This is a genomic window from Mycobacterium sp. NTMscope_MAC_269 (genome assembly GCF_976985695.1).
Genome location: NZ_OZ335668.1, coordinates 5,252,687 through 5,273,494, shown reverse-complemented (window position 1 = coordinate 5,273,494; position 20,808 = coordinate 5,252,687). Strand labels below are relative to the sequence as shown.

Annotated in this window: 20 protein-coding genes and 1 pseudogene; 9 read left to right on the top strand and 12 right to left on the bottom strand. The window is 68.9% G+C overall.

Features of this window, described 5'->3' with window-relative positions:
- Positions 1 to 53 precede the first annotated feature (53 nt).
- Entirely contained in the window at positions 54 to 1,673 is a 1,620-nt protein-coding gene (gene guaA / locus ACZ50Z_RS25125; RefSeq protein WP_464485950.1) for a glutamine-hydrolyzing GMP synthase, read from the bottom strand.
- A gap of 252 nt (positions 1,674 to 1,925) precedes the next feature.
- On the opposite strand from guaA, the gene ACZ50Z_RS25120 reads away from it, so the two are divergent.
- The 3 genes from ACZ50Z_RS25120 to ACZ50Z_RS25110 all read left to right on the top strand — a co-directional run bounded on the left by ACZ50Z_RS25120 (position 1,926) and on the right by ACZ50Z_RS25110 (position 6,789).
- Positions 1,926 to 3,539 carry a PPE domain-containing protein gene (locus ACZ50Z_RS25120; protein ID WP_464485949.1) on the top strand — a complete coding sequence of 538 codons (1,614 nt, stop codon included), beginning with the start codon at positions 1,926 to 1,928 and terminating at the stop codon, positions 3,537 to 3,539.
- A 74-nt stretch (positions 3,540 to 3,613) separates the two neighbouring features.
- Positions 3,614 to 4,426, top strand: coding sequence for a beta-phosphoglucomutase family hydrolase (locus ACZ50Z_RS25115; protein ID WP_464485948.1), 813 nt, complete (start codon positions 3,614 to 3,616; stop codon positions 4,424 to 4,426).
- The gene (locus ACZ50Z_RS25110) at positions 4,423 to 6,789 is read left to right on the top strand and encodes a glycoside hydrolase family 65 protein (protein ID WP_464485947.1); all 2,367 of its coding nucleotides are present in this window, start codon (positions 4,423 to 4,425) and stop codon (positions 6,787 to 6,789) included. The genes ACZ50Z_RS25115 and ACZ50Z_RS25110 overlap by 4 nt, the downstream gene beginning before the upstream one ends.
- On the opposite strand, the gene ACZ50Z_RS25105 is transcribed toward ACZ50Z_RS25110, so the two are convergent.
- Positions 6,783 to 7,358, bottom strand: a complete 576-nt coding sequence (locus ACZ50Z_RS25105) for a TetR/AcrR family transcriptional regulator (protein ID WP_464485946.1) — start codon at positions 7,356 to 7,358, stop codon at positions 6,783 to 6,785. The two genes, ACZ50Z_RS25110 and ACZ50Z_RS25105, sit on opposite strands and share 7 nt — an antisense overlap.
- Before the next feature lie 60 nt (positions 7,359 to 7,418).
- Here ACZ50Z_RS25105 and ACZ50Z_RS25100 point away from each other — a divergent pair, with 60 nt between their 5' ends.
- Entirely contained in the window at positions 7,419 to 8,321 is a 903-nt protein-coding gene (locus tag ACZ50Z_RS25100) for a TauD/TfdA dioxygenase family protein (RefSeq protein WP_464485945.1), read from the top strand.
- Between the two features lie 45 nt (positions 8,322 to 8,366).
- Here the strand turns inward: ACZ50Z_RS25100 and ACZ50Z_RS25095 are convergent, their stop codons facing one another.
- From ACZ50Z_RS25095 to guaB, 3 genes are read right to left on the bottom strand one after another with little or no spacing between them, the layout of a single operon-like run.
- Positions 8,367 to 10,103 (bottom strand): GMC oxidoreductase, encoded by a 1,737-nt coding sequence (locus ACZ50Z_RS25095; protein WP_464485944.1) that lies wholly within the window; start codon positions 10,101 to 10,103, stop codon positions 8,367 to 8,369.
- A gap of 50 nt (positions 10,104 to 10,153) precedes the next feature.
- Positions 10,154 to 11,281: a GuaB3 family IMP dehydrogenase-related protein gene (locus tag ACZ50Z_RS25090; protein ID WP_464485943.1), complete on the bottom strand. Its 1,128-nt coding sequence runs from the start codon at positions 11,279 to 11,281 to the stop codon at positions 10,154 to 10,156.
- Between the two features lie 7 nt (positions 11,282 to 11,288).
- Entirely contained in the window at positions 11,289 to 12,884 is a 1,596-nt protein-coding gene (guaB, locus tag ACZ50Z_RS25085; RefSeq protein WP_014942860.1) for an IMP dehydrogenase, read from the bottom strand.
- Positions 12,885 to 13,091: 207 nt separating this feature from the next.
- Here guaB and ACZ50Z_RS25080 point away from each other — a divergent pair, with 207 nt between their 5' ends.
- Complete coding sequence (locus tag ACZ50Z_RS25080) at positions 13,092 to 13,505, top strand: DUF5319 domain-containing protein (protein ID WP_067101334.1); 414 nt, start codon at positions 13,092 to 13,094, stop codon at positions 13,503 to 13,505.
- Between the two features lie 12 nt (positions 13,506 to 13,517).
- Here ACZ50Z_RS25080 and ACZ50Z_RS25075 read toward each other — a convergent pair.
- From ACZ50Z_RS25075 to ACZ50Z_RS25065, 3 genes and pseudogenes are all read right to left on the bottom strand, one after another.
- Positions 13,518 to 14,147, bottom strand: a pseudogene (locus ACZ50Z_RS25075) (anti-sigma-D factor RsdA); the annotation flags it as partial.
- Positions 14,134 to 14,712 carry a sigma-70 family RNA polymerase sigma factor gene (locus ACZ50Z_RS25070; RefSeq protein WP_014381051.1) on the bottom strand — a complete coding sequence of 193 codons (579 nt, stop codon included), beginning with the start codon at positions 14,710 to 14,712 and terminating at the stop codon, positions 14,134 to 14,136. The pseudogene ACZ50Z_RS25075 and the gene ACZ50Z_RS25070, both read right to left, overlap by 14 nt.
- A gap of 90 nt (positions 14,713 to 14,802) precedes the next feature.
- A complete protein-coding gene (locus tag ACZ50Z_RS25065) occupies positions 14,803 to 15,633 on the bottom strand; it encodes a hypothetical protein (RefSeq protein WP_464485942.1) in 831 nt (276 codons plus the stop codon).
- Between the two features lie 363 nt (positions 15,634 to 15,996).
- On the opposite strand from ACZ50Z_RS25065, the gene ACZ50Z_RS25060 reads away from it, so the two are divergent.
- Positions 15,997 to 16,299, top strand: coding sequence for a WhiB family transcriptional regulator (locus ACZ50Z_RS25060; protein ID WP_020823504.1), 303 nt, complete (start codon positions 15,997 to 15,999; stop codon positions 16,297 to 16,299).
- A 53-nt stretch (positions 16,300 to 16,352) separates the two neighbouring features.
- Here the strand turns inward: ACZ50Z_RS25060 and ACZ50Z_RS25055 are convergent, their stop codons facing one another.
- Positions 16,353 to 16,526: a hypothetical protein gene (locus ACZ50Z_RS25055; RefSeq protein WP_464485941.1), complete on the bottom strand. Its 174-nt coding sequence runs from the start codon at positions 16,524 to 16,526 to the stop codon at positions 16,353 to 16,355.
- Positions 16,526 to 17,023, bottom strand: a complete 498-nt coding sequence (locus ACZ50Z_RS25050) for a GreA/GreB family elongation factor (RefSeq protein ID WP_464485940.1) — start codon at positions 17,021 to 17,023, stop codon at positions 16,526 to 16,528. Before ACZ50Z_RS25050 ends, ACZ50Z_RS25055 begins: the two co-directional genes overlap by 1 nt.
- Positions 17,024 to 17,392: 369 nt before the next feature.
- On the opposite strand from ACZ50Z_RS25050, the gene ACZ50Z_RS25045 reads away from it, so the two are divergent.
- The 3 genes from ACZ50Z_RS25045 to ACZ50Z_RS25035 are packed head-to-tail and all read left to right on the top strand — an operon-like array spanning position 17,393 to position 19,529.
- A complete protein-coding gene (locus ACZ50Z_RS25045) occupies positions 17,393 to 18,265 on the top strand; it encodes a Rieske (2Fe-2S) protein (RefSeq protein WP_464485939.1) in 873 nt (290 codons plus the stop codon).
- Positions 18,262 to 18,741, top strand: a complete 480-nt coding sequence (locus ACZ50Z_RS25040) for a hemerythrin domain-containing protein (protein WP_464485938.1) — start codon at positions 18,262 to 18,264, stop codon at positions 18,739 to 18,741. Before ACZ50Z_RS25045 ends, ACZ50Z_RS25040 begins: the two co-directional genes overlap by 4 nt.
- A gap of 59 nt (positions 18,742 to 18,800) precedes the next feature.
- A complete protein-coding gene (locus ACZ50Z_RS25035; protein WP_464485937.1) occupies positions 18,801 to 19,529 on the top strand; it encodes a superoxide dismutase family protein in 729 nt (242 codons plus the stop codon).
- A gap of 27 nt (positions 19,530 to 19,556) precedes the next feature.
- Here the strand turns inward: ACZ50Z_RS25035 and ACZ50Z_RS25030 are convergent, their stop codons facing one another.
- Together ACZ50Z_RS25030 and ACZ50Z_RS25025 are read right to left on the bottom strand one after the other, a co-directional pair.
- Complete coding sequence (locus ACZ50Z_RS25030) at positions 19,557 to 20,036, bottom strand: MarR family winged helix-turn-helix transcriptional regulator (RefSeq protein WP_464485936.1); 480 nt, start codon at positions 20,034 to 20,036, stop codon at positions 19,557 to 19,559.
- Complete coding sequence (locus tag ACZ50Z_RS25025; RefSeq protein ID WP_083019869.1) at positions 20,033 to 20,779, bottom strand: nitroreductase; 747 nt, start codon at positions 20,777 to 20,779, stop codon at positions 20,033 to 20,035. The genes ACZ50Z_RS25030 and ACZ50Z_RS25025 overlap by 4 nt, the downstream gene beginning before the upstream one ends.
- Positions 20,780 to 20,808: the final 29 nt, after the last annotated feature.

Below are 20,808 nucleotides of genomic sequence, written 5' to 3'. Positions count from 1 at the left end.
GGGGACTGTCAATGGCGCGGCGCCGTCGAGCGAGGCGCGTTACGGCCGAGTGGCTACTCCCACTCGATGGTGCCGGGCGGTTTGCTGGTGATGTCCAGCACCACCCGGTTGACCTCGGCCACCTCGTTGGTGATGCGGGTCGAGATACGCTCGGCCACCTCGTAGGGGACCCGGGTCCAGTCGGCGGTCATGGCGTCCTCACTGGTCACCGGCCGCAGCACGATCGGGTGGCCGTAGGTGCGGTTGTCGCCCTGCACACCGACCGAACGCACGTCGCCCAGCAGCACCACCGGGCACTGCCAGATCAGGTTGTCCAAGCCGGCGGCGGTCAGCTCCTCGCGGGCGATCGAGTCCGCCCGCCGCAGGGTGTCCAGCCGCGGTGCGGTGACCTCGCCGACGATCCGGATGCCCAGGCCGGGACCCGGAAACGGTTGGCGCGCAACGATTTCCTCCGGCAGACCGAGCTCTCGCCCGACCGCGCGCACCTCGTCCTTGAACAGCAGCCGCAGCGGCTCGACGAGCTTGAAGGTCAGGTCGCCGGGCAGGCCTCCGACGTTGTGGTGGCTCTTGATGTTCGCGGTGCCGCTGCCGCCGCCCGACTCCACCACGTCGGGATACAGCGTGCCCTGGACCAGGAAGTCGACACCAGAACCTTCGGAAGCGTTGTCCCCCACAATATCTCGCACCGCGCCCTCGAACGCCCGGATGAACTGACGGCCGATGATCTTGCGCTTGCCTTCGGGATTGGTCACGCCCGCGAGCGCGTCGAGGAAGGTATCGGCCGCGTCGACGGTCACCAGGTTGGCGCCGGTGGCGGCCACGAAGTCGCGCTGCACCTGCGCGCGCTCGCCTTCGCGCAGCAGCCCGTGGTCGACGAAGACACAGGTCAAGCGGTCACCGATGGCGCGCTGCACCAGCGCGGCGGCCACCGCGGAATCCACGCCGCCGGACAGCCCGCAAATCGCCCGGCCGTCGCCGATCTGGGCGCGCACCTGCTCGACCAACACCTCGGCGATGTTGGCAGCCGTCCAGTCGGCGCCAAGCCCGGCGAAGTCGTGCAGGAAGCGGCTGAGCACCTGTTGGCCGTGCGGGCTGTGCATCACCTCCGGGTGGTACTGCACCCCGGCCAGGCGACGAGTCCGGTTCTCGAACCCGGCCACCTCAGCCCCGGCGCTACTGGCCACCACCTCGAACCCGTCCGGCGCGGCGGTGACCGCGTCACCGTGGCTCATCCACACCGGCTGAACATTCGGCAATCCCGAATGCAGTTCGCCACCAAGCACTTTCAGTTCGGTCCGGCCGTATTCGCTGGTGCCGGTGTGGGCGACGGTCCCGCCCAGCGCCTGGGCCATGGCCTGAAATCCGTAACAGATGCCGAATACCGGCACCCCGAGATCGAACAGCGCCGGGTCGAGCTGAGGGGCGCCCTCGGCGTAGACACTCGACGGCCCCCCGGAGAGCACCAGCGCCAGCGGGTCGCGTGCCTTGATGTCCTCGGCCGTGGCGGTGTGCGGGATGACCTCGGAGAAAACCCGCGCCTCGCGGACCCGGCGCGCGATCAGCTGCGCGTACTGCGCCCCGAAGTCCACGACGAGCACCGGCCGGGCCGGCGCTGCAGGCGCACCCGACGCCTCAGTCGCCGCGGTTGCCTCGGTTTTCCTGGATTCGGCCACGCAGGCGAGTCTAGTGGCCGCCCCCGCCGGGCCCGCCCGAGAGGCCTACGGCGAAAACGCGCCGCCCCGCCCGCCGCCGTGGCGAATTCTATGCCTTTGGCATGAGGTCGGCGGGCAAGTATTGATAACGACAATCATTTTCAATTAACTGGTCGCGGATTCTGCACGCTCGCCCAGCCCAGGAGTTGCCGTGATGATGTCGCCCGCCGCAATCGCCCCGCCGAGGGCCCACCGCGACCGGGACGTCCGACGATGACCGCACCGGTGTGGATGGCTTCCCCGCCCGAGGTGCACTCGGCGTTGCTCAGCAGCGGCCCGGGGCCTGCGTCGCTGTTCGCCGCGGCGGCGGCGTGGAGCGCGATGGGTGCCGAATACGGCTCGGCCGCAGAAGAACTCAGCGCACTACTGACGTCGACCCAGGCCGGCGCGTGGCAGGGGCCCAGCGCCGAATCCTACGTCGCCGCGCACACCCCGTATCTGGCGTGGTTGACGCAGGCCAGCGGACACAGCGCGGCGGCGGCCGCGCAGCACGAGACGGCGGGCACCGCCTACACCGCGGCGCTGGCCACGATGCCGACGCTGCCGGAGCTGACCACCAACCACGTCGTCCATGGCGCCCTGGTGGCGACGAATTTCTTTGGGATCAATACCATTCCGATCGCGGTCAACGAGGCCGACTATGCGCGGATGTGGGTCCAGGCCGCCAGCACGATGGCCACCTATGAGGCCGTCTCCACGGCGACGGTGGCGGCCATACCGCCGACCGATCCGGCGCCGCCGATCCTGAAATCCGACGCCGCCGCCCACGACCACGATCACGAGGAGGACGACGACCACCACGACCACGAGCACGGGTTCGACAGCCCGCTCAACCAGTTCGTCGCCCAGATCCTGCGGCTGTTCGGCATCGACTGGGATCCGGTCGAGGGCACCCTCAACGGCCTGCCCTACGAGGCCTACACCAACCCCGGCGACGTGATGTGGTGGGTGGTCCGGGCCCTCGAACTGTTTTCCGATTTTCAGCAGTTCGGGTCCCTGTTGCAGGAAAACCCGGCGGCGGCTTTCGAGTTCATCACCAACCTGGTGCTGCTCGACTGGCCGACACACCTGGCCCAGCTCGCCAGTTGGCTCCCGACGCAGCCCCAGTTGCTGTTGCTGCCGATGCTGGTCACCATGGCCCCCTTCGGCGCACTGGCCGGTTTCGCGGGCCTGGCCGCGACGGCACCCCCGGCCGCGCCCGTCGCGGTGCCCGTGGCGCCACCGGCCGCCGCGCCACCGACCCTGCCGGCGGTGCTCGGCAGCACCGCCATCGCAGCCCCCGCCGCGGCGGCCGCACCGGCGCCCGCGCCCGCGCCTGCGCCCGCGGCGGGCGCGGCGGCCAGCCCGGCGCCACCCGCGCCTCCGGCCCCGGCCGCTGCCCCCTTTGTGCCTCCTTACGCCCTCGCGCCTCCCGGCATCGGGTTTGGTTCGGGAATGAGCGCGCACGCCGCTGCCGGCGCGAAAAGGAAAGCGCCCGAGCCTGATTCGGCCGCCGCCGTCGCCGCGGCGGCCGCGCGGGAGGCGGCGCGGGCGCGCCGGCGCAGGCGGGCGGGCCAACGCGGCCACGGCGACGAGTTCATGGATATGAATGTCGACGTCGACCCGGACTGGGACGAGCCGGCGACGACGGCGTCGCACCGCGGCGCCGCAGACCTGGGCTTTGCCGGCACGGCGCGCAGGGAACGCGTCGCCGCGGCGGGCCTGACCACCCTGGCCGGCGATGACTTCGGCGACGGACCCCGCATGCCGATGATCCCGGGCACCTGGGCCCCCGACGACGGGTCGGCGGCGCACGACAACGGGGGTGGCGATCCGTCGTTGCCGTAACCCATTACGGCACAGAGCCGCCGCGGGAAACCGGCCCCGCCGCGGCGCCGGACGCCGAAACGCTGGCGGCACACATGGCGGCATGGTGGAGTGGGTATCGGTTAACCACCCCCGAGACCAGAAAGCGAGGACCGCCGGTGAGCTCAGAGCTGGGTCTGCCAGAAAAGGTGCGCGCCTGCCTGTTCGACCTCGACGGCGTGCTCACCGACACCGCCAGTGTGCACACCAAGGCCTGGAAGGCCATGTTCGACGCCTACCTGTCCGACCGGGCGAAGCGCACCGGCGACGCATTCGTCCCCTTCGACGCGGCCGCGGATTACCGCAAATACGTGGACGGCAAGAAACGCGAGGACGGGGTCCGCTCGTTTCTGGAAAGCCGCGGCATCGAGCTGCCCGACGGCAGCCCCGACGACCCCGATGACGCCGAGACGGTCTACGGCCTGGGCAACCGCAAGAACGACATGTTCCAGAAGGTCCTCAAACAGGACGGCGTCAAGGTGTTCGAGGGATCGCGGCGCTACCTCGAGGCGGCGTCGGCGGCCGGCCTGGGCATCGCGGTGGTATCGTCGAGCGCCAACACCCGCGACGTCCTCGAGGTCACGGGCCTGGACCGGTTCGTGCAGAAGCGGGTGGACGGCATCACGCTGCGCCAGGAGCACATCGCCGGCAAGCCGGCGCCCGACTCCTACCTGCGCGGCGCGGAACTGCTCGACGTTCCCGCCCAGGCGGCGGCCGTGTTCGAGGACGCCTTGTCCGGGGTGGCCGCCGGGCGGGCCGGTAACTTCGGTTGCGTGATAGGTGTCGACAGAGTGGGCCAAGCCGAGGACTTACGCCGCAACGGCGCGGACGTGGTGGTCAGCGACCTCGCCGAGTTGCTGCAGTCATGATCACCGACGAATCGTTTCCCGTTGACCCCTGGCACGTTCGCGAAACCCAGCTCGACCTCAACTTGCTGGCCCAGTCGGAATCCCTGTTCACCCTGTCCAACGGGCACATCGGGCTGCGCGGCAATCTCGACGAGGGCGAACCCTACGGGCTGCCGGGCACCTACCTGAACTCCTTCTACGAGATCCGGCCGCTGCCCTACGCCGAAGCCGGCTACGGCTACCCGGAAGCCGGCCAGACGCTCGTCGACGTCACCAATGGCAAGATCATTCGGCTGCTGGTCGAGGACGAGCCCTTCGACGTGCGCTACGGCGAACTGATCTCCCACGAGCGCAATCTCGATCTGCGCGCCGGAACGCTCAAGAGAACCGCGCACTGGCGCTCGCCCGCGGGCAAAGAGATCAAGGTGGTCTCCACCCGGCTCGTGTCCCTGCCCCACCGCGGTCTTGCCGCCATCGAGTACGTCGTGGAGGCGGTCGGCGAATTCGTGCGGGTCACGGTGCAGTCCGAACTGGTCACCAACGAGGATCTGCCGCAGACCTCCGGCGACCCCCGCGTGTCGGCCATCTTGGAGAATCCGCTCGAAGAGGTCGACCACGAAAAGACCGATACCGGAGCGGTTCTCATGCACCGCACCCGCAGTAGCGCGCTGATGATGGCCGCCGGCATGGATCACGAGGTCGAGGTTCCCGGCCGCGTCGAGGTCAGCACCGACGCGCGCGCCGATCTGGCCCGGACCACCGTGATCTGCGGGCTGCGCGAGGGACAGAAGCTGCGCATCGTCAAATACCTGGCCTACGGCTGGTCGAGCATGCGCTCGCGTCCGGCGCTGCGCGACCAGGTCGCCGCCGCGCTGCACGGCGGCCGCTACAGCGGATGGCAGGGGCTGCTGGATGCGCAACGGAAATATCTGGACAACTTCTGGGATTGCGCGGACGTCGAGGTCGAGGGCGACCCCGAATCCCAGCAGGCCGTGCGCTTCGGGCTGTTCCACCTGTTGCAGGCCAGCGCCCGCGCCGAACGCCGCGCCATTGCCGCCAAGGGGCTCACCGGAACCGGCTATGACGGACACGCCTTCTGGGACACCGAGGGTTACGTGCTGCCGGTGCTGACCTACACCGCACCGCACACGGTGGCCGACGCGCTGCGGTGGCGGGCCTCCACCCTGGATCTGGCCAAGGAGCGGGCGGCCGAACTGGGCCTGGAGGGCGCCGCCTTCCCCTGGCGGACCATCCGGGGGCAGGAGTGCTCGGCGTACTGGCCGGCCGGCACGGCGGCCTGGCACATCAACGCCGACATCGCGATGGCCTTCGAGCGCTACCGCATCGTCACCGGCGACAACGACCTGGAAGCCGACTGCGGCCTGAAGGTACTGGTCGAGACCGCCCGGTTATGGCTCTCGCTGGGCCATCACGACCGGCACGGAGTCTGGCACCTGGACGGCGTCACCGGCCCCGACGAGTACACCGCGGTCGTGCGCGACAACGCCTTCACCAACCTGATGGCCGCGCACAACCTGCACACCGCCGCCGACGCCTGCAACCGCCATCCGGACGCGGCCAAGGCGCTGGGGGTCACCACCGAGGAGGCGGCGGCCTGGCGCGATGCCGCCGACGCCGCCCACATCCCGTATGACGCCGGCCTCGAGGTCCATCAGCAGTGCGAGGGGTTCACCACCTACGCCGAATGGGACTTCGAGAAGAACACCACCTACCCGCTGCTGCTGCACGAGGCCTACGTCCGGCTCTACCCCGCGCAGGTGATCAAGCAGGCCGACCTGGTGCTGGCGATGCACTGGCAGAGCCACGCGTTCACCCCAGAACAGAAGGCCCGCAACGTCGACTACTACGAGCCGCGCATGGTCCGTGACTCGTCGCTGTCGGCCTGCACCCAGGCGGTGATGTGCGCCGAGGTCGGGCATTTGGAGCTGGCGCACGACTACGCCTACGAGGCCGCGCTGATCGACCTGCGCGACCTGCACCACAACACCCGCGACGGTCTGCACATGGCCTCGCTCGCCGGCGCATGGACCGCGCTGGTGTCCGGGTTCGGCGGCCTGCGCGACGACGAGGGCGTGCTGTCACTGGATCCTGCGCTGCCGGACGGGATTTCGCGGTTGCGATTCCGGCTGCGGTGGCGCGACTTCCGGGTCACCATCGACGTCAACCATGTCGACGTCACGTATACGCTGCGCGACGGGCCCGGCGGCGAGCTGACCATCCGGCACGCCGGCGAGGACCTCGAGCTGAGCACCGAGTCCCCGACGACGGTCGCCGTGCGTCCCCGCAAGCCGCAACTGCCGCCGCCGCACCAACCGCCGGGCCGCGAGCCCATGCACCGGCGGATCCTGTCGCGGCCTCACTGAGCGTCGGCGGGCCCCAGAATCCGCTCGACCTCGACGCCCACCGCGGCGCGTAGTTCGGCGTCGCTCAGCTCTTCGATTCCGGTCGCCGAGCGCAGGACCGGCGCGAACAACCGCCAACCGAACTGCAGCGCAAGGGCATTGGCGACCGCGAGCCGCGCCTTGACCTCGTCATCGTAGAGCGGCCGCACCCCGTCGAGCAGGGTCGCGATGTTGGGGAAGCGCTTCTGCAGCTGCCCCGCCGGATACCCGTCGAGCACGGTGCGGGCCATCACCCGCATCTGGCGGTCCAGGGACCGCTGCACCACATCGGCGGGTGTGTCGGTCTCCAGCAGGGCGCTCAGGTTGGCCCCCAGGTGGTCGAGCACGGCGCCGACGAGTTGTTCCTTGGTGCCGAAGTGCCGGAACACCAGCCCGTGATTGACGTTGGAGCGCGCGGCGATGTCGCGGATCGAGGTCGCGGCCGGGCCGCGCTCGGCGAACAGATCGGTGGCCGCCTCCAAGATCGCCGCGGCCACTTCCGCCCGCCCGGTCGGCACCTTCCCGCGGCCTGTTGCGGAAGTTGTAGTCATGTGACTACACTACCAAATGTAGTCAGTTGACTACACCCGTTTTGACCCAAGGAAGACGACATGACAGGTCAGATAACCGTCACCAAGCTGGGAAGCCGCATCGGGGCCCGGATCGACGGCGTGAGCCTCGGCGGCGATTTGGACGACGCGGCGGTCGAGACGATCCGCCGGGCGCTGTTGACGCACAAGGTCGTCTTCTTTCGCCACCAGCACCACCTCGACGACGCGCGGCAGCTCGATTTCGCCCGCCTGCTGGGCACTCCCATCGGCCACCCGGCCGCATCAACCCTGGCCGCCAAGCACATGCCGGTGATCACGCCGATCGACTCCGAGTACGGCAAGGCGACCCGCTGGCACACCGACGTGACATTCGCCGCCAACTACCCGGCGGCCTCGATCCTGCGCGCGGTCAACCTGCCCAGCTATGGCGGCTCCACGCTGTGGGCCTCGACCGTGGCGGCCTACCAGCATCTGCCCGAGCCGCTGAAGCACCTGGTGGAAAACCTCTGGGCGCTGCACACCAACCGCTACGACTACGTGGCAGGCGAAGCGGTCATGTCGATGAGCGAACCGCAGCGGGCGTTTCGACAAGCCTTCGAGAAACCGGACTTTCGCACCGAACATCCCGTGGTGCGGGTGCACCCCGAGACCGGTGAACGCGCTCTGCTGGCCGGCGATTTCGTGCGCGGCTTCGTCGGCCTGGACAGCCATGAGTCGAGCGTGCTGTTGGAACTGCTGCAGCGGCGAATCACCATGCCGGAGAACACTATTCGCTGGAGTTGGGCGCCGGGCGATGTCGCCATGTGGGACAACCGCGCGACCCAGCACCGGGCGATCGACGACTACGACGACCAGCCCAGGCTCATGCACCGCATCACCTTGATGGGCGATGTTCCCGTCAACGTGCGCGGCGAGCGCAGCCGAGTGGTCAGCGGCACACCGCTGGAGGTGTTGGCGAGTTAAAGCCCGATGACGACGACGCGATCGCCACGGCCGCGCTCGCGATCGTCACGAGACCGAGCTGACCGGATCGACCGGTAACCAGCGCAGCGCACCCGGGGCGGAGAGGGGCACCCGCGGGTGCGCTGGCGCTATCGGGTCCAGCCGGCGATAGGACTCGCCCTGCGCCGGGCGCTGGTCGTTCTCGCCGTTGTTCGGCCACAGCGACGCGGCCCGCTCGGCCTGGGCGGTGATCGACAGCGACGGGTTCACGCCCAGGTTCGCCGAGATGGCGGCGCCGTCCACCACGAACAGGGTCGGGTAGCCGTAGACGCGGTGATAGGGGTCGATGACCCCGTGGTCGGCGTTGTCGCCGATCACCGCGCCGCCGAGAAAGTGCGCGGTCAGCGGGATGTTCAGCAGCTCGCCCCAGGTGCCGCCGGCCACGCCGTCGATCTTGGCGGCGATGCGGCGGGTGACCTCGTTGCCGACCGGGATCCACGTCGGGTTCGGCTCGCCGTGGCCCTGCTTGCTGGTGTACCAACGGATGCCCAGCTTGCCGCGTTTGGTGAAGGTGGTGATCGAGTTGTCCAGGTGCTGCATGACCAGCGCGATCATGGTGCGCTCGCTCCACTGGCGCGGATTGAGCAGCCGCAGCATGGCCCGCGGATCCTCGCGGGCGGTGTCCAGCAATTGCTTCCAGCGCGGCACGTCGGTGCCTTCCGGTCCGGGGCCGTCGGTCATCAACGTCTGCAACAGCCCCATCGCGTTGGAGCCCTTGCCGTAGCGGACCGGCTCGATGTGGGTGTCGGGTGTCGGGTGGATCGACGACGTGATCGCCACCCCGTGGGTCAGGTCCAGATCCGGCGAGACCTCCAGGCGCCCGGCCCCGACGATGGATTCGGAGTTGGTGCGGGTCAGCACGCCGAGGCGCTTGGAGAGCCGGGGCAGCCGGCCCTCGTCGCGCATCTTGAACAGCAGGTGCTGGGTGCCCCAGGTCCCGGCCGCCAGGATCAGGTGCTTGGCGGTGTAGGTCCGCTGGTCGCGGCGCAGCCAACTTCCGGTGCGCACGGTGCGGACCTCCCACAGCCCATCGGCACGCTGCTCGAACCGCTTCACCGTGGTCATCGGAATGACTTGCGCCCCACCGGATTCCGCAAGAAACAGGTAGTTCTTCAGCAGGGTGTTCTTGGCGCCGTAGCGGCAGCCGGTCATGCAGCAACCGCATTCCAGGCAGCCGGTGCGCTCGGGTCCCGCACCGCCGAAGTAGGGGTCCGGCACGGTTTTGCCCGGCGCCTTGGTGCCGTCGGGACCGAAGAACACCCCGACCGGGGTCGGCACGAACGTCTCGCCGCAGCCCATCTCGTCGGCGACCTGTTTGACGACGCGGTCGGCGTCGGTGAAGGTCGGGTTCTCCACCACGCCCAGCATGCGTCGCGCCTGGTCGTAGTGCGGCATCAGCTCGTCGCGCCAGTCGGTGATGTGCGTCCACTGCGGGTCTTTGAAAAACGGCTCCGGCGGCACATAGAGCGTGTTGGCGTAGTTCAGCGAGCCGCCGCCCACCCCGGCGCCCGCCAGGATCAACACGTTCTTCAACGGGTGGATGCGCTGGATGCCGTAGCAACCCAGCTTCGGCGCCCACAAAAACTTGCGCAGATCCCAGGATGTCTCGGCGAAATCCTCGTCGGCGAACCGGCGTCCGGCCTCGAGGACGCCGACGCGGTAGCCCTTTTCCGTCAGCCGCAACGCGCTGACGCTTCCCCCGAAACCCGAACCGATGATCAGTACGTCGTAATCCGGCTTCATCGCACCAGTATGGCCTTACCCGCCGGTAACAAGCCAGCGGCCCTCGGGGCTCAGCTACCGACGGTCAGGCCGACCTTCTGGAACTCCTTGAGGTCGCAATAGCCGGCCTTGGCCATCGACCGGCGCAGGCCGCCGACCAGGTTGAGGCTGCCGAACGGGTCGTCGGACGGGCCGCCCAGCACCTGGTCCAACGGCGGGCGCTCGCCGACGGCGATCTGCAGCAGCGCGCCGCGCGGCAACGACGGGTGCGCGGCCGCGGCCGGCCAGAACCAGCCCTCGCCGAGCGCCTCGGCGGACTCGGCGAGCGGCGTGCCCAGCACCACCGCGTCGGCGCCGCAGGCGATGGCCTTGGCCAGCTCGCCCGACGTGTGGATGTCCCCGTCGGCCAGCACGTGCACGTACCGACCGCCCGTCTCGTCGAGGTACTCGCGGCGCGCGGCGGCGGCGTCGGCGATCGCGGTGGCCATCGGCACGCTGATGCCCAGCACCTCGTCGCTGGTGGTCACGCCCCGGGTGGCGCCGTAGCCGACGATGACGCCGGCGGCGCCGGTGCGCATCAGGTGCAGCGCGGTGCGGTGGTCCTGCACACCGCCGGCGACCACCGGCACGTCGAGCTCGGAGATGAAGGTCTTGAGGTTCAGCGGCTCACCATCGCTGGCCACTCTTTCGGCCGAGACGATGGTGCCCTGGATGACCAGCAGGTCGATGCCGGCCTGCAGCAACGCCGGGGTGAGCGCCTGGGCGTTTTGCGGGCTGACCCGCACCGCGGTGGTGACGCCCGCCTCCCGGATGCGGGCGACGGCCGAGCCCAGCAGGTCCGGGTTCAGCGGCGCCGCGTGGAATTCCTGCAGCAGCCGGATCGCCGCCGAGGGCTCGGGCTCCTTGCTGGCCGCCTCGACCAGCTGGGCGATCTTGGCCTCGACGTCGGCGTGCCGGCCGATCAGCCCCTCGCCGTTGAGCACGCCCAGGCCGCCGAGGCGGCCCAGCTCGATCGCGAACTCCGGAGAGACCAGCGCGTCGGTCGGATGGGCCAGCACCGGGATCTCGAACCGGTAGGCGTCGAGCTGCCAGGCGGTCGATACATCCTGCGACGACCGCGTGCGCCGGGACGCGACGATGCTGACTTCGCTCAGTTCATAGCTGCGACGGGCGGTGCGGCCCATCCCGATCTCGACCATCTGGGCCTCAGCGCGCGTAGTAGTTGGGGGCTTCGACCGTCATGGCGACGTCGTGCGGGTGGCTTTCCCGCAGCCCGGCCGCCGTGATCCGGACGAACTGGGCCTGCTGCAACTCCTCGATGGTCGACGAGCCGGTGTAGCCCATCGCCGCGCGCAGGCCGCCGGTCAGCTGGTGGATCACCGAGGACAGCGGGCCCCGGAACGGCACCCGGCCCTCGATGCCCTCGGGCACCAGCTTGTCTTCGGAGAGCGCGTCGTCGGCGAAGTAGCGGTCCTTGGAGTACGACTTTCCGGTCCCGGAGCCCCGACCGGCCATGGCCCCCAGCGACCCCATGCCGCGGTAGCTCTTGAACTGCTTGCCGTTGACGAAGATCAGCTCGCCGGGCGCCTCGGCGGTGCCCGCCAGCAACGAGCCCAGCATGGCCGTCGACGCCCCGGCGGCCAGCGCCTTGGCGATGTCGCCGGAGTACTGCAGCCCGCCGTCGGCGATCACCGGCACGCCGGCCGGCCCGCAGGCGGCGACGGCTTCCAGGATCGCGGTGATCTGCGGCGCGCCGACGCCGGCCACCACCCGGGTGGTGCAGATCGACCCCGGACCCACGCCCACCTTCACGGCGTCGGCGCCGGCGGCGACCAGCGCGGCCGCGGCCGACCGGGTGGCGACGTTGCCGCCGATCACCTCGACGCGGTCGCCGGCCTCGGCCTTGAGCTTGCCGACCATGTCGAGCACCAGCCGGTTGTGCGCGTGCGCGGTGTCCACGATCAGCACGTCCACCCCGGCATCGACCAGCATCATCGCGCGCACCCAGGCGTCGCCGCCGACGCCGACGGCGGCGCCGACCAGCAGCCGGCCGTCGCTGTCCTTGGTGGCCAGCGGGTGCTGTTCTGTCTTGACGAAGTCTTTGACGGTGATCAGGCCGGTCAGCCGGCCATGGCCGTCGACGATGGGCAGCTTCTCGATCTTGTGGCGCCGCAACAGGCCCAGCGCCGCGTCGGCGGACACCCCCTCCTGCGCGGTGATCAGCGGGGCCTTGGTCATCACCTCGGCGACCTTCTTGGTCTGGTCGACCTCGAAGCGCATGTCGCGGTTGGTGATGATGCCGACGAGTGCGCCCGATTCGTCGACCACGGGCAGGCCGGAGATGCGGAACCGCGCGCACAGCGCGTCGACCTGAGCCAGCGTGTTGTCCGGGCGGCAGGTGACCGGATCGGTGACCATGCCCGCCTCCGAGCGCTTCACCATCTCCACCTGGCCGGCCTGTTCGGCGACCGGCAGGTTGCGGTGCAGTACGCCCATGCCGCCGGCGCGCGCCATCGCGATCGCCATCCGCGACTCGGTGACGGTGTCCATCGCCGAACTCACCAGCGGCACTTTGAGCCTGATCTTCTTGGTGAGCTGGCTGGACGTGTCGGCGGTGGCGGGGACCACGTCGGAGGCCGCGGGCAACAACAGGACGTCGTCGAACGTCAGCCCCAGCATCGCGATCTTGTGTGGGTTGTCGCCCCCGGTGGGCACCGGGTCGTCGACCAAGCCACCGACCCGGACATAGGGACTGCCGACGAGGTCGGAGCTGGCTTCCAGGTGGGACGTGCCACGGGTCATCAGTGGGGCCCTCCATACGATGCGGCGTGAGAAGCCCATCCTATCGGCTCCCCTTCCCCCGGTGACGATGCGCGCCGGGACGGCGCGAGGAGGAAGCCGGGCAATCACGCACAGCCCTGGCGTTCGCTTGCTCGGGGCGCGCGGCGCACCCCGAACGGAACGGCTCCCTGCTGGCGTTATCCCGACCGGGCTGCGTAGGCTAGGGGCGTGCGCGACCACCTCCCACCGGGTTTGCCGCCCGATCCTTTCGCCGACGACCCCTGCGATCCGTCGGCGGCGCTGGAAGCCGTCGAGCCAGGCCAGCCCCTGGATTCCCAAGAGCGGATGGCCGTCGAGGCCGACCTCGCGGATCTGGCTGTGTACGAAGCGTTGCTGGCGCACAAAGGTATTCGCGGACTCGTGGTCTGCTGCGACGAATGTCAGCAGGATCACTACCACGACTGGGACATGCTGCGGGCCAACCTGCTGCAGCTGTTGATCGACGGCACCGTGCGCCCGCACGAGCCCGCCTATGACCCCGAGCCGGATGCCTACGTCACGTGGGATTACTGCCGGGGCTACGCCGACGCCTCGCTCAACGAAGCGACGTCGGATGCCGACGGCTTCCACCGCCGGCACTGATTACCACCGCTAAGGAGTAGCCGCCTTCGGCGTGGCTGACGAGGCCGTCGGGGCCGGCAATGTGGCGCTCGGATTGCGCGATTCGACCTTGGCGTTCAACAACTTCAGCTGGTTCGTCAGGTCCTGCTTGGTGACCGGGTCGTCGATCGACTGCACCAGACTGCTCACGTCGGTCAGCTGATTTCTGGCCAGGTCCCACTCGCCGCGGTCGATCGATTCCTGCACCTTGGCCAGGTCGGCCTTGGCGGCCAGCATTTCCTGCTTTTCGTTGACGCGCGGCTGGTCGAAGAACATCGCGTGCAGCCCGTGCAGCGGGGTGCCGGGGCGGGCCTCGACCACCATGGCGCCGAAGCCACTGAGCGCGATCAGCGCGGCGGCGACCGAGGCGATGGCGGTCAGACCGCGACGGCCCCGCCCGCGCTCGGCCAGCCCGGTGCGCAGTGCGTTGACGGCCTCCTCGGGTGTCACCAGCGCGCTGGCCGGGGGCCATCGCAGGTTGTCGCGCCAGTCCTCGAGCATCGTGGTCAGCACCTGAAAATCAGGGTCGTCGGGGTCCTCGACGCTCACCGGCCGGCGCTGGGCCAGCGCATCGAGGAGCAGATCGGTGCGGGCGAATTCATTAAGGGATTCAGGCACAGTCACCTGCCGCAATCATTTCGGACTTCAACCGCGACAACGCGCGGTGCTGGGCAACTCGGACGGCCCCCGTGGTACTGCCGACCGCGGCCGCGGTCTCTTCGGCGGACAGGCCGACGACGACGCGCAGGATCAAGATCTCGCGCTGCTTGGCGGGCAGGATTTCGAGCAGTTCGCTCATCCGGCTCACCGAATCGGCTTCGATGGCAAGCTGTTCGGGCCCGGCGTCGGGCGACCACCGTTCGGGAATCGACTCGGTGGGGTAGGCGAGGTCACGACCGGCGGCCCGATGGGCGTCGGCGACCTTGTGGGCCGCGATGCCGTACAGGAAGGCCAGAAAGGGGCGTCCGCGGTCGCGATAGCGGGGCAGCGCCGTGATGGTCGCCAAGCACACCTCCTGCGCCACGTCATCAGCTGACAGGCCACCGCGGTCGACCGTGCCGACGCGGGCCCGGCAATAGCGCACGACGATCGGACGGATGGTCTCCAGCACCTCCCTCAGTGCGCCGTGGTCTCCGGTGACGGCCTTGGCGACCACAGCATCGAGACGTTCCCCTGCTGGAATTGTCATCGACGGTGATATCCCTAACGTTACGAACCGGACACATCGCGGGCCAACTGGGCTAACTAACGAAATGACAATAACGGGCGGGAGGCCGATTCAAGCGGAACGCCACGTCCCACCGGCGTGCCGCACCTGGCCTGCGCAGACATCGCGGATTTCGTGCAGTTGACGTGCCGAAAAAGTGACGCTTTCGATATCAATCAGCAAGCACGCCAACGCCCAACGAAGCGGGAGCAGACCTAACCGTCCGGTGGACTGCAACGCGGCGTCCGCGACCGCGCGGGCACGCTCGAGGTTTCCCGCGCTGCACAGCGCGGCCGCCAGCACCACCTCGCTTTTGACGCGGTGCCGGGCCGACGGGATGGCCATGGCCGCCGCCAGCTGCACGGCTTCGCCGGCGTGACGGACGGCGACGTCGCCCTCGCCGCGGGCCATCGCGAGCTCGGCGGCCACCCACCGGCGGCGCACCGGAAGCCGGTCGGGCACCGACGCTTCGGAGTCCCGGGCCGCCAGCAGCGGGTCGGCGCGCGCCAGCAGCGTCGCCGCGGCCGCGAAGCGCCCGACGCCCAGCGCGTCGGCCGCCAGCCCGATCAGGGCGTCGGCCCCCGCCTCGGGATCGGTGCCGGCCACCGCCAGGGCGCGCCCGTCCCAGCCGCGCGCCAGGGTGTGCCAACCGAGCTGCCGCAGAAACGATCCCTGGGTGCTCATGGCCAACGAGGCCAGCCGGCCGGCCGGCGCGGCGCGCCGCAGCGCCGCGAGGTCGCGTTGGGCGGCGCCATAGCGTCCCTGTCCCCCGGCCGCCACGGCGCGCAGCCACAGTTGCGCCGGCGTCGTCGCCGAGGGCAGCGGCCAGTCGTCGGGCCGGTCGCCGAAGGCGGCGTCGGCCAGCTGCCGCCCAATCAAGGAAGTGTGACGAGTTTCAATCACAATGATGTAGTAAACAGTTTGTGGTCTTCCTGTTACCGAACAGTTAATCACTATAGCTCATGGATAAATTCGGTCCGTGGCTCCGGTCGGGCGCTGAGCTGGGAAATCTCCTTTCGGGTCAACTGCCTGGTAGCGCCGCGTCGGCACCGCAATTTCATTCGAGATGAACGCAAAGTTAATTCTGCCCCAATGGACACATACTTTGCCGGGCTAAGTGGCTATTGACGGAAATTCACCGTCGCCCCTAACGTCTACTCATGACGGGTAGTCATCGGGGACTCCACTCGACTTAATTTAAGTTGCACACATCGCTTTCGCGAACCTGACCTCACTTGGCGGGCCGTGCAGAGAGGGAACGAACCAATGCCACAGCCGGAGCAGCTACCTGGGCCCAACGCCGACATCTGGAATTGGCAACTGCAGGGCTTGTGCCGCGGCGTTGACTCAGCGGTGTTTTTCCACCCCGACGGCGAGCGCGGACGCGCCCGCATGCAACGCGAGCAGCGCGCCAAGGAAATGTGCCGGCAGTGCCCGGTGATCCAGGAATGCCGTTCGCACGCCCTCGAAGTCGGTGAACCCTACGGGGTTTGGGGCGGCCTGTCGGAATCCGAGCGCGACCTCCTGCTCAAGGGCGACATCGGCCGAGGCATCCGGCGCAGCGCCTGACCCCCCGATCCTGTTCGGCCCGCGCCCTCACGCGACGCGCGGCCGCTGAGTTTTCAGGTCTCCGCCGCGGCCTGGGCGGGGCATTGCGCGCCGCCCTCGCCCTCCCATCGGTGGATCTGCTTGTCGGGAACATATGCCGAATCATGTTGCATGAGAACAGTTTTCACTTTCTCGGTGAGTCCGTCGAGTTTCGGGACGCCGCGGCGGGTCGCTTCCATCACCTTCATCACCGCAAGACCACCTGTGGCGCGCGGCGTTTCGCCGCGTGCATCCCGTACGGCAGCGCCTTCAGTAGTGTCACGGACCGCCCCGTCCCGTCCGGGATGGCGTAGAAACGCTGATCGCCGGGACGGGCGCCGGCGATCGCTCGGCCCAGCGGGGACGCCATCGAGTACGCCTTGATGCCGGCGTCCCCGGGACACGGCCTGCCGAGCAGAAACGTCTCGGTTTCGCCGGTGTCGTCGTAGCGGATGGTCAACACCTTGCCCGCTTCGGCGACGGGATCAAAGGCGGCCCCTTCGCCGACGACGACCGCGTTGGACAGCAGACCCTCGATCTGGCAGATGCGCGCGCGTCGCACGGACTGACGCGCACGGCGTTTCGGGTTGTAGTCCATGAGGTCGTCGGGAACCTCGACACCGCGGCGCGACCGCAGCCCGGTCAGCTCCTCGTGCAATCGCGTGTAGTCCTGCGGCGTCATCCGGATGCGCTGAATGGTGGTCATGGCGCGTGGCATCCTTTCGTGTCGGAGGGGTTGCCGCCAGGGGCGGGCGGGCCGGTGCACCGCCCCTGACGACTCGGGTCGCCCTGGGGGCGAAGTCTTCGTCCGTTGCTGATTCCATGGTCACGTCGCCGGGCGCGTCGACGCTTGCCCCAGCCGGACAACGGCGCGATGCCGCGTTGTCGCGCTCCGACAACGCTCCGACAACGCCGGCGCCCCACCACAGCCCGAGCGGTCGCCCTCGACTGAACGATTCGCAGCCGCAGTCCGTGAACCAGACATGGACGCGGCGCACCAGCCGCCGTCTAGAGCCGACGCGGCGCCGAGACGCGTTGCGCCACGCCGGTGCTCGCACCCCGGAGGGGACGCACTGTGGCACACGCACGCACAACACTGGGACGACAAGCGTGGCTGGACCGGCCGAGCTACCGACTCGAGCACGCGCTGACCTTCCTGTTCGCCGCCGCGGGGCGGCATCGGGACCGGATCAGCAACTTCTTGCACGGCACCTGGCTCGGTCATCCGTTGCATCCGGCTGTGACGTCGGTCCCGATGGGAGCGCTGACGACGACGGTCGCGATGGATGCGGTCAGCGCGTTGCCCGGGAGCGCCGCACAGTTACGCGGCGCGTCGAGGTTCGCGCTCGGCGTCGGGCTCGTTGGCAGCGTCGGCGCGGCCGCCACCGGCCTGACCGACTGGCAACACACCCACGAACAATCGCGCCGGATCGGTCTCGTGCACGGCTTCCTCAACACCGTCGCGACGGGCCTGTACGCGACGTCCTGGTGGGAGCGCCGGCGCGGCCGACATCGGCGCGGGATGGCGGCGAGCGCGCTGGGCTATGGCCTGACCCTTGGCGCCGGCTACCTCGGTGGGACGTTGGTGTTCGGATCGGGCGCCGGGGTCGACCGCTCCGGCGCGCGGCTCGGTGGGGACCAGTGGACGCCGGTGTTGGCGGCCGCGGCGCTGGACGGCCAGCCTCAGCGGGTCGAGGTGGCCGGCGTCGGCGTGGTGCTGTATCGCACCGAAGGCCGGGTATTGGCCGTCGGTGAACACTGCCCCCACCTGGGCGCGCCGATGAATGACGGCTGGATCGACCGCGATCGCATCGTTTGCCCCTGGCACGGTTCACGGTTCGCGTGCGAATCGGGAGAAGTGTTGCGCGGACCGGCAACAGCGGCGCTGCCGCGTTATCCGGCGCGGATCCGCGACGGACTCGTCGAGGTGCGCGGAGTCGCACAATGAACGCCTACGACGTGCTGTTCGAGCACCACAAAGTCTTGCGCGGACTCTGCGAAAAGATCACCGCGATACCGCCGGACACCGACGAGCGCCAAGTTGCTCTCGACGAGTTGTTGATTGAGTTGGACATCCACATGCGCATCGAAGACGACCTGTTCTATCCGGCGGTATCGGCGGCGAGCACACTCGTCGCCATCGCCCATGCCGAGCACCGCCAAGTCTTCGACCAGCTGGCGGCGCTCCTGCGGACGTCGCCGACCGCGCCGGACTACGAACACGAATGGCAGTCGTTCGTCAAGGTCCTCGATGCCCACGCCTTCGAAGAGGAACGCGACTTGTGTCCGGCCCCAATAGATTTGAGTGAGGACTTGCTCGAGGGCCTCGGGAATCGAATGATCGAGCGCATCGCCCGGTTGCGTCAGTCGACCCTCAACAGGCTCCGCGTCCGCGGCCGCGTGGCTCTGCTCAGTTCGCTGTAAGCCCGCGGCGCGGCGCGCCACGCTCGTTTTGAAATCGGCGAATTGGGTAGGCACCGCCCATGAACAAGGGCGCATCTTTCGCGGTCGCGGTGCTCACCGCGACCATCGCACCGCTGGCCGCCTGCGCGAACCAGCAGAGCAGCCAACCGAATACGTCTCCGCTGACCAGCCCCGCCCCGGGCTCCGAGCGGCTGACCACCCAGCTCAAGACCTCCGACGGTACCCCGGTCGCCAACGCCACCTTCGAGTTCGCGAACGGCTACGCGACGGTGACCGTGGAGGCCGGCCCCAACCAGGTGCTGAGCCCGGGCTTCCACGCCCTGCAAATTCATTCGGTCGGCAAGTGCGAGGGCGACTTCGACTCCGCGGGAAGCGTTTACCAGGCGGCCAATCACACCGGATATCCCGCCAGCGGCGATCTGACCGCGCTGCAGGTGCGCTCCGACGGTTCGGCGAAGCTCGTCACCACCAGTAACTCGTTCACCGCCGCGGACCTGAGGAACAGCTCGGGCAGCTCCCTGGTCCTGCACCAGAGCGCCGACAACTTGGGCGCCGGCCCCGCCGCCGAGCCGAGCAAGCGCATCGCCTGCGGCGTGATCGCCGCGGCCTCGGCGACGACGACCTCCTCGACAACCAGTGTCACGACCAGCACTACCACCGTCGCCGTGCCGCCGCCGTCGACGAGCACCAGCACCAGCACGGTCACGGTCACCAGCACCCCGGCCGTGACGTCCACGCCGACCACGGTCGTGACGACGCCGCCCAGCCTGCCGCCGGGGACCCGCTGACGCGTTAGGCCGGATACGTTCGATCGCCTACTCGGTAGAAGAAGTGAATCGGGTGAGCAGATCCGTCAGTCGTTCGGCCTCCCCCGGACCCAAGACGGACACCAAATCCTGGGCCAACGGCTTGGCGGCCGCGTGAGCGGCATCGAACACCTCAAGCCCCTTGGCGGTGATCTCCACTGCCCGTACCCGCCGATCACCTGGAACGGGCTTACGGACGGCGAGCTTCTTACGTTCGAGGTCGTCGACGATCCGCATGATTCCCGCCTTGTCCGATCCCGTCGCATCGACCAGGTCCCGTTGCTCGGTGGGCCCGCGGTTGACGAGGACAATCAGCACGGCGAAATGCCTTAACTCGATGCCGAGCGGCCGAAGGGCCTCCGACATCACCGCGGCCGCGTGCCAGTGCGCCCGGCGCAGCAACAAACCGAGTGCGAAAGGCGACCGATCACCAGGTCGATCGGTGGCACGCGCGTCGGGCGCATGCCCGCGAGATACCTTGCGGCTCATGATGCTTGGGTTGTTTCGTTTCGATCCAGCGCCGACATTCGCGCGGCCGATGGGTCGGCCTTCCAGGGCTCGGGTGAATCGTCGTCCACGAAGGTGACCGTTTCATCGAGCGGTGCCCTGCCGGTACGGACGTAACTGACCGTCGGGTCCTCGTAGCCAATCGACATGCCACAGAAGAGTACTAACCGGTCCGGGGGGCTCACGATGTCTGCAACGGTCTCGCGAACCTCCGACCACGCCATCTGCGGACAGCTGTGTAGGCCCTCGGCGCGGAGCAGCAACATGACGGTTTGCAGATACATGCCGAGGTCCGCCCATTGGGCCGGGCCCATGTCGCGGTCGATGTAGCAGAACATGGCTGCGGGCGCACCGAAGCACTCCCAGTTGGCGATGGCCGCCCGATGGCGGGCTTCCCAGTCATCCCGCGCGATGCCCAGTGCGCTGTAGCGCTCCTTGCCGAACGTCGACCGCCGCTCGCGATACGGGGACTGCAGCGCCTGCGGGTACATTTCGTACTCCCGCTCATCCCACGGCGCGCCGGCGGCCACCCGTGCAACGGAGCGCTTTTTCAACTCTGCCAACGGCGCACCGGTGAGCACGTAGATGTTCCACGGCTGGATGTTCGACGCCGACGGCGACCGCGCTGCCGCGGACAGCACACGCTCTAGCACCCCTTTCGGAACCGGCCTGTTGGTGAACCCGCGCACCGCCCGTCGGCTTGTGACTGCCTCGTATACGTCCATGGCCTCCGCCTCTCATCCGATCATCTCGT

Coding starts and splice junctions, on each gene's coding strand:
- ACZ50Z_RS25120 (WP_464485949.1), top strand. CDS start 1,926: ATGACCGCACCGGTGTGGATGGCTTCCCCGCCCGAGGTGCACTCGGCG.
- ACZ50Z_RS25115 (WP_464485948.1), top strand. CDS start 3,614: ATGGCGGCATGGTGGAGTGGGTATCGGTTAACCACCCCCGAGACCAGA.
- ACZ50Z_RS25110 (WP_464485947.1), top strand. CDS start 4,423: ATGATCACCGACGAATCGTTTCCCGTTGACCCCTGGCACGTTCGCGAA.
- ACZ50Z_RS25105 (WP_464485946.1), bottom strand. CDS start 7,358: ATGACTACAACTTCCGCAACAGGCCGCGGGAAGGTGCCGACCGGGCGG.
- ACZ50Z_RS25100 (WP_464485945.1), top strand. CDS start 7,419: ATGACAGGTCAGATAACCGTCACCAAGCTGGGAAGCCGCATCGGGGCC.
- ACZ50Z_RS25095 (WP_464485944.1), bottom strand. CDS start 10,103: ATGAAGCCGGATTACGACGTACTGATCATCGGTTCGGGTTTCGGGGGA.
- ACZ50Z_RS25090 (WP_464485943.1), bottom strand. CDS start 11,281: ATGGTCGAGATCGGGATGGGCCGCACCGCCCGTCGCAGCTATGAACTG.
- guaB (WP_014942860.1), bottom strand. CDS start 12,884: ATGACCCGTGGCACGTCCCACCTGGAAGCCAGCTCCGACCTCGTCGGC.
- ACZ50Z_RS25070 (WP_014381051.1), bottom strand. CDS start 14,712: ATGACAATTCCAGCAGGGGAACGTCTCGATGCTGTGGTCGCCAAGGCC.
- ACZ50Z_RS25060 (WP_020823504.1), top strand. CDS start 15,997: ATGCCACAGCCGGAGCAGCTACCTGGGCCCAACGCCGACATCTGGAAT.
- ACZ50Z_RS25055 (WP_464485941.1), bottom strand. CDS start 16,526: ATGAAGGTGATGGAAGCGACCCGCCGCGGCGTCCCGAAACTCGACGGA.
- ACZ50Z_RS25050 (WP_464485940.1), bottom strand. CDS start 17,023: ATGACCACCATTCAGCGCATCCGGATGACGCCGCAGGACTACACGCGA.
- ACZ50Z_RS25040 (WP_464485938.1), top strand. CDS start 18,262: ATGAACGCCTACGACGTGCTGTTCGAGCACCACAAAGTCTTGCGCGGA.
- ACZ50Z_RS25035 (WP_464485937.1), top strand. CDS start 18,801: ATGAACAAGGGCGCATCTTTCGCGGTCGCGGTGCTCACCGCGACCATC.
- ACZ50Z_RS25030 (WP_464485936.1), bottom strand. CDS start 20,036: ATGAGCCGCAAGGTATCTCGCGGGCATGCGCCCGACGCGCGTGCCACC.
- ACZ50Z_RS25025 (WP_083019869.1), bottom strand. CDS start 20,779: ATGGACGTATACGAGGCAGTCACAAGCCGACGGGCGGTGCGCGGGTTC.